Source organism: Bacillus sp. JJ783 (assembly GCF_036963225.1).
In the GTDB taxonomy this organism is placed as follows: domain Bacteria; phylum Bacillota; class Bacilli; order Bacillales; family Bacillaceae_G; genus Bacillus_A; species Bacillus_A cereus_U.
In genome coordinates this window covers 1-8,469 of record NZ_JBALMG010000190.1, presented here as the reverse complement: position 1 = coordinate 8,469, position 8,469 = coordinate 1, and the positions used below count along the sequence as shown (strand labels likewise).

Genomic DNA, 8,469 nt, shown 5'->3' with positions numbered 1-8,469 from the left:
CAACACCATTACAATCGAATCCGATGGAGAGTAAACCAATTACAGCACCACAATCGGGGGCAACGCCATTACAATCAAACCCGATGGAGAGCAAACCAGTCACTACTTCCCATGTGAGTACACCACAAAAACAAGTAGAGGTAAAACCGGTTAATCAACAACAAAGTAAAAATGTTCCTAAAGTGAATAATCAACAATATGTAAAAGAAGGAGCAGATATTAAGAAAGTTAATGCAAAAGCACAAACACAACAAGAAGCTATAAAAAATGTAAAAGCAAAAGAAACAATAAAACCAAAATAATTCAGCTCATGAAGGAGGGTTTATACATTGGGTGCGGAACCAAATCGCGACTTTGAACATGAACATCATCCTGAAGCTGAACTGGAGAATGCTAAGCCTGCCTTGAAAAAGGCAGGCCATTCTTTAGGGAAGGCGGCTGGTAAGGGATCAAAAATAGCGGGTAAAGCAGTTGCACAAGTAGGTAAGAAAGTAGCAGTCAAAGTAGCCCAAAAGGCAGCTACAGTTGCTGTTGCAAAGCCATTATTAATAGCGGCCGGTGTTATTATGGCTGCTGTTTTAGGTTTAGGTGTAGTGATATTTTTACTAACGTCCACGATGAGTGAAGATGAAGTCAGTCCTGGAGGAATTGGTGGTCCTTTTGCACCAGGTACTGCAAATGTTAGTCCTGAAGTAATGAGATGGGAGCCATTGGTAAGGAAATATGCGGCGCAACATGGCATAGAAGCAATGACTTCATTAATATTAGCTCTTATTCAACAGGAAAGTTCTGGAACCCAATTGGACGTTATGCAAAGCTCGGAATCACAAGGGTATCCTCCAGGGTATTTTACTGATCCAGAGGAAAGTATAAAATATGGTTTAATGCATTTTGCTGATTGTCATAAAAAATCCAATGGTGATCAAAATATCACATTACAATGTTATAACTGTGCGACACGTTCTTAACTGAAAAGGTTGAGCACTGATTTGAAATCAGGAGAACTACTATTTCGAGAAGTCAAATGAAAGGGTAACGCCTGGAAGGGCTTCCTCTGATACTCCGACATGCATGATACAGTGGATAAGAACTGTAAGTGTGTGAAGCTCGGTAAAGTCGGCCGAGAGCTATCGTAAAGTACGTAAGTACTACGAAAGTTGTCCAGAGATGGATGATGTAGCCTATAGGTCGGGAGTCTATAAAACACTCATGGGTAGAATGGATTCACAAAAACCATTGGTAGGCAGAATCTGACGAATCTCCGAATGTACGGGTCTAGAAAGCATAACACATAGAAATGTGCGTGCCACGAGCGTGGCGTTGATGTGGATAAGTAAGAATAGTTGTTATGAAAGTCCATATGTCGTTATAGGCGACATCCAGTCAACAGGCTTAAAGGAGAGCCCTAAAAGTGTCATGAACAGATAGAAATAGTGGAACGTGGAAAGCCACCAACATGGAGAACTTATCTTTGACGAAGTGTTTAAAGGGAAAATGCCCGTGAGATTAACGTGCATATAACCTTTATTTATGGTGGTGAGAGTGATGGCATAGTACCTATGAGACGATGGAAACATCGTGGAGGGATAGCCATTAGTCTGATAGAAGATTGACCGACCATTTTATAGAGCAAATCAGTCGAATTATAAGGTTCTTGTGAGACTAAAAAAGGTTAACTCTGAAAGGAGCACCGACTTATAAAGAAAACTGCGAAGCTGAGACACGCTGAATACTATGATATGTAGTCCATTCAGGATGGTTTGTATCAGCAAAGTCAAAATGGAGACAATTTTTATAAACTAATAGAGCTTATGATGATGGATGAAAATATCAAATTGGCATATCGAAACATTAAAAAAAATATGGGTAGTGTGACAGCTGGGGTCGATGGCATGACCATCAACGATATAAAATTGCTTTTAACAGATGAAATGATAGAAAAGGTTAGGTCAATGTTTTTCTGGTATCAACCACAAGCGGTTAGGTGAGTTTTCATACCAAAACCTAATGGTAAAAAGAGACCTCTTGGGATACCGACAATATGGGATAGGCTATTTCAACAGTGTATCCTACAAATTCTCGAACCTATATGTGAAGCAAAGTTTCATGCCCATAGTTATGGGTTTCGTCCTAACCGAAGTACACATCATGCGTTAGCAAGGATGAAATCTTTGGTGAACAGTCAAGGAAGAGGTTTTCACTATTGTGTAGATATAGATATCAAAGGATTCTTTGACAATGTCAATCATGGAAAGCTCATGAAACAGTTATGGAGTATGGGGATACGAGATAAGAAATTGCTCTCTATCATTTCAAGTTTGTTAAAAGCGGAAATCATTAATGAAGGTTTCCCAAATAAGGGGACTCCACAAGGAGGCATTTTGAGCCCTCTTCTTTCTAACGTCGTTTTAAACGAGTTAGATTGGTGGATTAGTGACCAATGGGAGACCATTGAGACTAAACATCCATACAGAGCGAGAAATGACAAATATAGAGCATTAAAGAAAAGCAATTTGAAGGAATGCTTTATAATCCGATACGCAGATGATTTCAAAATACTATGTCGTGACTATCCAACGGCTCTTAAGATGTTTGAGGCGACAAAAGATTTTCTCAAAACACGGCTACATCTTGAAATTAGCACTGAGAAATCCCAAATTGTTAACCTACAAAAGAAATCCAGTGATTTCTTGGGATTTACCATCAAAGCACGGAAAAAGAGAAAACGTCATGTCGCTCATAGTAGAATGTGCCGGAAAGCTAGAGAGAATGCTTACGGTAAATTAAAGGAAGCTATCAAAAAAATAAGTAAGAAGCAAACGCCAGAGGCAGTATGGCATTACAACACAATTGTAATGGGCATACAAAATTATTATGCCGTTGCAACCCATATTAATTATGACTTAGACCAAATGAGTTGCCATCTCATAAGAACACTCTATAATCGATTGAGGCGAGATTGGAAAAAAGCCACTAAGCACGATATGTCACCTGTCTTAAGAAAAAGGTATCGGAACTATAATCCGAAGCTCTATAAAATTCAGGATATTGTATTAATACCGATACATGCACAGAAGCATAAATCGGCAAGAAATTTCACCCAGTCTATTTCAAATTATACAGAAGAAGGCAGGATGAAAATTCACGATACCTTGAAAGTTATAGATAAGGAGATACTTAGACATGTGCAACGATTTTATATGAATCATCGAACTGTTGAATACAATGATAATCGTATTTCAAAATTTGTAGCACAGTATGGAAAATGTGCAATTACCAAACAAGAATTAGGTCTAATTGGCTGGCATTGCCATCATAAAGTTCCGTTGGAATTTGACGGAAAAGACGACTATGAAAACTTGGTAATTGTGCTGGAAGACATACACGTTGCAATTCATCACGATGATTCAGAGAGGGCAAAATCCATCTTAGCTAAATATGAAATAGGAAAAGAAAAGGAAAAATTGTTCGACAAACTAAGAATACTTGCGAACCGTACTCCTATCTTTTCTTTAGTATAAAAATTAGGTCAATTGAATCAGATGGAACGCCGTATGAGGGGAAACTCTCACGTACGGTGTGAAGTGGGGGAAAAGGTGGAGATAATATCAAATCCTTACCTATCACTATATGGAACTGGTTATGCAGGATATGCCCTTGAAAAGGGTGGATATACCCATGAAAATGCTCAGGCTTTTTCAGCAAAACAAACTGCAATAAATAATTATAAATGTGCTTCATGGCGTAGTGCAGAAGCTGTAGCAAATAATTGGTGCTATGGTGATCCAGATTATGTTCCGCATGTTATGAAATATTATCAACCTGGTCAAAGTCCCGGAGGTTCTGGTGGAATTGCCGGTGGTAGCGTTTTAGGTGATGATGTATTCCAAGCAATTATGGCAGAAGCACTAAAGTATCAAGGATGGCCATATGTTTTCGGAGGACGAACCCCAAATACATCATTTGATTGTAGTGGAATAGTTGAATATACGTATTCAAGGGTTGGTATTAATTTATTTGGTACTGCACAAACCCAATGGGATAAAACTCAACGTGTAACGGATCCAAAGCCAGGAGACTTAGTTTTTTTCCATAGCACATATGCCACAAGCAACTATATTACACACGTTGGAATTTATGTTGGGAATAATATAATGTATCATGCTGGTGATCCAATTGGATATGCTGATTTAAGTAAAGCATATTTTCAACAGCATTTTGCGGGGTATGGTCGTGTGGTTAGATAATACTGCAATTAACACTTAACAACTCATGAAACTGCAAAAAGGAGGTAAATAGATGAAGAAAATTACCATTATAATAGCAATCTTATTAATATGTAGCGTAGGATTTTTAGTGAAATATCAATCTGATAATGAAAAACTTAAAAATGATAATATAAAATTAACAAAAAAAGTGGAAAAGGTGGAGGCGCAATACAACGATACAAAAAAGGAGTTGTCGGCTCTAAAGAGTAATAATCAACAACAAGTAAAAGAAGCAGCAGAACGATTTCTTAAAGCTTTCCGTACTTATGATACGGGTAAAGGCGAATCATACCTTGCTAATATCGATGCATATATAACACCAAATGCAAAGAAAGAATTAACACCACCAGGTGGACCAACACAATCTGCTCCTGGAACTGGAGATGAGAAAGAAAAGAAGAAAGTTTCATTTCAATCTGAATACACAGGTGGCGAGTTGTATTATGCATTTTTGGATACTACAAAAGCAAATGTATTAGCAAAAGTGAAAAGTAAAATTACAGTTAATGGTGTTTCATCTGATAATATGTCATTAATGCAAATAAATCTTATCTATGATGGAAATAAGAGGTTATGGCTTGTCGACAAGCTTATACCTTTAGCAGATTTAAAAGATCGTATGCCGTAAGATTAGCACACACTTAACATGTAGAGTACTAGAAAAAGCGCCCCTGTTCATTGTAAATGAGAGGGGCTATTTTTTTGCTTTTGTAAACTTGAAATAGGGTCATGATGTGATTAATAATGTATGGATGCTTTATATCTTAAATCATGTAGATAACACTTGATATACTGTTCTGAAAATTATTAATTAATAATTAAATCTATGATAAAATTTACATATATAGGAAAGGTGGTCGAGGGAATGGAGAAAACAGAGAAAATTTTGAGTAGTCCAGTTACGTCTTTTATATATTTAATAGTTATTTTTGGATTTGTGATTAATTGGGGGGATTTATCAAAATCAGATTATGTATTAATGGGCACAACTATATTTTATTTATTGGCGACACTGTTATGTCTGCTTTCGGAAGTAATAAAAAAACAAGTATCAAAGTGGTGATTAATAATGTATGAATTAGAAACTAGGGAAGATGTTAAACAATTTGTGGATGGATATATTTTAACGGCTGCGGAAGTAATGGAATTACTCAATATAGCTCGTGCTAGATTAAATCAACTTGTGAAAACTGAAAGACTGATTCCGTTAAAACAAGTAAACAAAGTTAATTTGTTTTGGAAACCAGATGTAGAAAAATTAGGTGAAGAATTGACTGTGTTAAGAAAGAAATATTATCGCGAATAGACACGCTAAAGGGATATGGATTTGGATGAATTGAAGGAGAAGCAATGAATCTCAAGATTTTATCGGTAGTAAAATAGTTATGGATTTGAAATAAAGTCACGATGTTTTTAAGAAAGACGCGAAGTTTTGAATAAAGTTACGACGTTTATAAAAAAGATGCGATGCTTTATCTTTTCAATTAAAGAATGTTAAATGTGTTTTGATTAAATTTTAGAGATTACGAGGTGCTTTTTATCAGACTTCATTTCAAAGCAACAAAAAGTCATATTGTAGATATAAGAGACGGAAAAGAAGTAGGTACCACAGAAGGAAACAAATGTGGATGGTGATTATTTCCCGACACTTAAAATTGAGGAAAGTGTTGTTTTATAAAAAAGATTGATCATTTAAAATAAAGTTTGATTAAAAATCCTGTGTGAATATGCGGGTTTTTTTTCTTATTCAACAATTGGGCCAGATTGTTGAATAAGAATCTCAAACAGAATTGGTTATTTTGTAAACATTATTATGAGATTTGTATGAAATTATACTTAATGTAAGTAGGTTAATTTATTTATAAACACAGTTAGGTATTTGAAAGGATAATATTATGTATACTATAGGGAAATTTTCAGAAATATGTAATTTACCTGTTAAAACATTGCGGTATTATGATGACATTGGTTTACTAAAGCCCTCATACATAGACCCTGAAACTAATTATCGCTATTATGACTATGACAAAATGGAAGCTATTAAAATAATAATGCTTCTAAAAAGTTTGCATACTCCATTAGCGGATATAAAGGAAATTATTGAGAGAGCTGATCAAGTACAGTGGAATAGTATGTTCGAACAAAAAATTTCTGAACTGGAAAAGCAAAAAGAACAAATCTCTAAAGAAATAGAAGAAATCAAACAATTGTAAATAAAAATAAAAACCGATGTTCCAATCATTCAGGGCCCGATTTTCTCTAATTGTTATGTTGAAATTCGGGAGAAGACATGGGTATATACTCTTCGTAAAAGAATTAAGATCAAATTTATAGATATGCTCGTAAAAAATTTATTCGACCAAGTTTATGCTTTTAATCTTAAGGTTAATGGAAAGCTCATGGCTATTTTCCATGATAGAGATTTGAAGAAAAATGAGGCGGATGTCGAATTGCTTATACCTGTAAGTGATTCGAATAATATAGATAGTTGTAGAATATTACCCAACGGAAATTACGCATGCATTACAGTTAAAGGACCTTACACAGACTTGGCTGCAGGATATGAAATAATGAAAAAGTGGATTGATGAAAATAATCTGACGCAAAATGGAAATATGATGGAAATATATGAGGAAGGACTAATTTCTTCTAATTTTAATTTGCGGGATCTACGTCCCAATTTAAGCAGACATCCATCAGACTTTTTCACAAAATTATGTGTACCTGTTATCAAAAATTGATATTAAATAAGATTTTTATAAAATTCGGGTAAACTCTCCATCTACTGGAGGGTTTATTATTTTTATATACAAAGATTTTGCTTAACAAAGGAGGAAAAGAATATGTATCATCCGAGATTGAAAGGGGATCCATATAGGGCAGGGAAGCATTATGCAGAAATTCTTTACAAAAACGGATTTCGCTTCCCACAAGTTACAGAAGAAAAATTACATTATGGAAAATCATGTATCCCGATTCTGAATGAGTTTGATTCGGATATTGTAAAGGAAATACACGGTTTTGCTGACGGTTGTCATGCTTCTTTTGAGGAAGTGAGTTCCTTTCTATTAAGTATAGGAGTCTTTGAACCGTCAGGCCAATGCAGTATTTTTGCAGCATTTAATGGTAAGGAAGTCATTATCGGCCGCAATTATGATATGCTCTTTAGTTTGAAGAAAATTACAGAGTCTTCATTGGTTTGTTTTGATGACAAAAATAAATACCTAGGTCACTCAGATTGTTTTATTGGAAAAGTGGATGGCATAAATGAACATGGTTTATTTGTGGGCATTACAGCAGTCCCACATGAGGGAATTAAACTGGGTTTAAACTTTTATATTTCATGTAAACATATTTTAGAAAATTGCAGTAATGTAGCAGAAGGAATCGAGGTGTTAAAAAGTTTTCCAAGCTCAGTTGCGAATAACTATTTATTGGCTGATCCATCAGGGAGTATGGCGGTTGTTGAAGTTACTCCAAATGAATGTAATGTTCGTCTACCGAAAAATAATTATATTCATTGTACGAATCATCATGTAGGTGCATTAGCTGTAGAGAACTGGAATTGGAGCAAATCAAAAGATCGTTTTGAAACATTAGATAGAGTTCTTGCTGAAAATGTTAATAATATGACACTTTCTATTGCCAAATCAATTATGTCTGAAACCAAGGGGCATGTCTGTTTAAATTTAACAGAGCATAAATTTGGAACGCTTTTCTCGGTAGTAGCAAACTTAAATACAATGGAAATAACCAGAGCTGAAGGAATGCCGAACAAAGCAAAATATACAGCAGATCAGAGATTGACAGAAGCTTTTTTAAAAGAAAAGAAAAAAGATACTGTTCAATTGTTTAATTAAAAAAATGTTTTAGACTATAGAAAAAAGTATTAGACTATTAAAAAATAGTTGTAGACTGAAAAGGTGCTTTCTATACTTGAAAACACCTTTTTAACTTGAATTCTGTTAAAGTTAATAAATGATTTTTACTTAGTTAACAGTAGCTCCTAGTTAGTTTAACTGTTACCAGTAATACCCATACCCAAATAGACTGTAATCAATAAAAGCAACACCTCCTAGTTCTGTATTGAGCCACCTTAACTTTGTGAATTTTATTTTAGAGAAATGTCACTTGGTAAAGTGTGTAACATAATGGGAATTTATGTTAAAATTATATTAGGAAAGTTTACAAAATAATTAGA

General features: G+C 34.9%; 9 protein-coding genes and 2 pseudogenes. All 11 read left to right on the top strand.

The genetic code is table 11. The features are described from left to right. Nucleotides 1-302: hypothetical protein (locus V7038_RS27460; protein ID WP_335695932.1), on the top strand; the 302-nt coding region annotated here is incomplete at its 5' end. Between the two features lie 27 nt (nt 303-329). Then, a pseudogene (locus V7038_RS27455) lies at nt 330-959 on the top strand (lysozyme family protein); the annotation flags it as partial. Between the two features lie 801 nt (nt 960-1,760). After that, nucleotides 1,761-1,988 (top strand): hypothetical protein, encoded by a 228-nt coding sequence (locus tag V7038_RS29630; protein WP_438825121.1) that lies wholly within the window; start codon nt 1,761-1,763, stop codon nt 1,986-1,988. Between the two features lie 6 nt (nt 1,989-1,994). After that, nucleotides 1,995-3,521 (top strand): group II intron reverse transcriptase/maturase, encoded by a 1,527-nt coding sequence (gene ltrA / locus V7038_RS27450; RefSeq protein WP_438825122.1) that lies wholly within the window; start codon nt 1,995-1,997, stop codon nt 3,519-3,521. A 108-nt stretch (nt 3,522-3,629) separates the two neighbouring features. Beyond that, a pseudogene (locus tag V7038_RS27445) lies at nt 3,630-4,247 on the top strand (C40 family peptidase); the annotation flags it as partial. Between the two features lie 52 nt (nt 4,248-4,299). Then, nucleotides 4,300-4,896, top strand: coding sequence for a hypothetical protein (locus V7038_RS27440; RefSeq protein ID WP_335695931.1), 597 nt, complete (start codon nt 4,300-4,302; stop codon nt 4,894-4,896). A 237-nt stretch (nt 4,897-5,133) separates the two neighbouring features. After that, the gene (locus V7038_RS27435) at nt 5,134-5,331 is read left to right on the top strand and encodes a hypothetical protein (protein ID WP_335695930.1); all 198 of its coding nucleotides are present in this window, start codon (nt 5,134-5,136) and stop codon (nt 5,329-5,331) included. Between the two features lie 6 nt (nt 5,332-5,337). Beyond that, nucleotides 5,338-5,574, top strand: a complete 237-nt coding sequence (locus V7038_RS27430) for a DNA-binding protein (protein ID WP_105587596.1) — start codon at nt 5,338-5,340, stop codon at nt 5,572-5,574. A gap of 589 nt (nt 5,575-6,163) precedes the next feature. Then, nucleotides 6,164-6,481: a MerR family transcriptional regulator gene (locus tag V7038_RS27425; RefSeq protein WP_335695929.1), complete on the top strand. Its 318-nt coding sequence runs from the start codon at nt 6,164-6,166 to the stop codon at nt 6,479-6,481. Further along, nucleotides 6,482-7,009 (top strand): GyrI-like domain-containing protein, encoded by a 528-nt coding sequence (locus V7038_RS27420; RefSeq protein WP_335695937.1) that lies wholly within the window; start codon nt 6,482-6,484, stop codon nt 7,007-7,009. Nucleotides 7,010-7,111: 102 nt separating this feature from the next. Then, entirely contained in the window at nt 7,112-8,128 is a 1,017-nt protein-coding gene (locus V7038_RS27415) for a C45 family autoproteolytic acyltransferase/hydolase (RefSeq protein WP_097905603.1), read from the top strand. Nucleotides 8,129-8,469 lie beyond the last annotated feature (341 nt).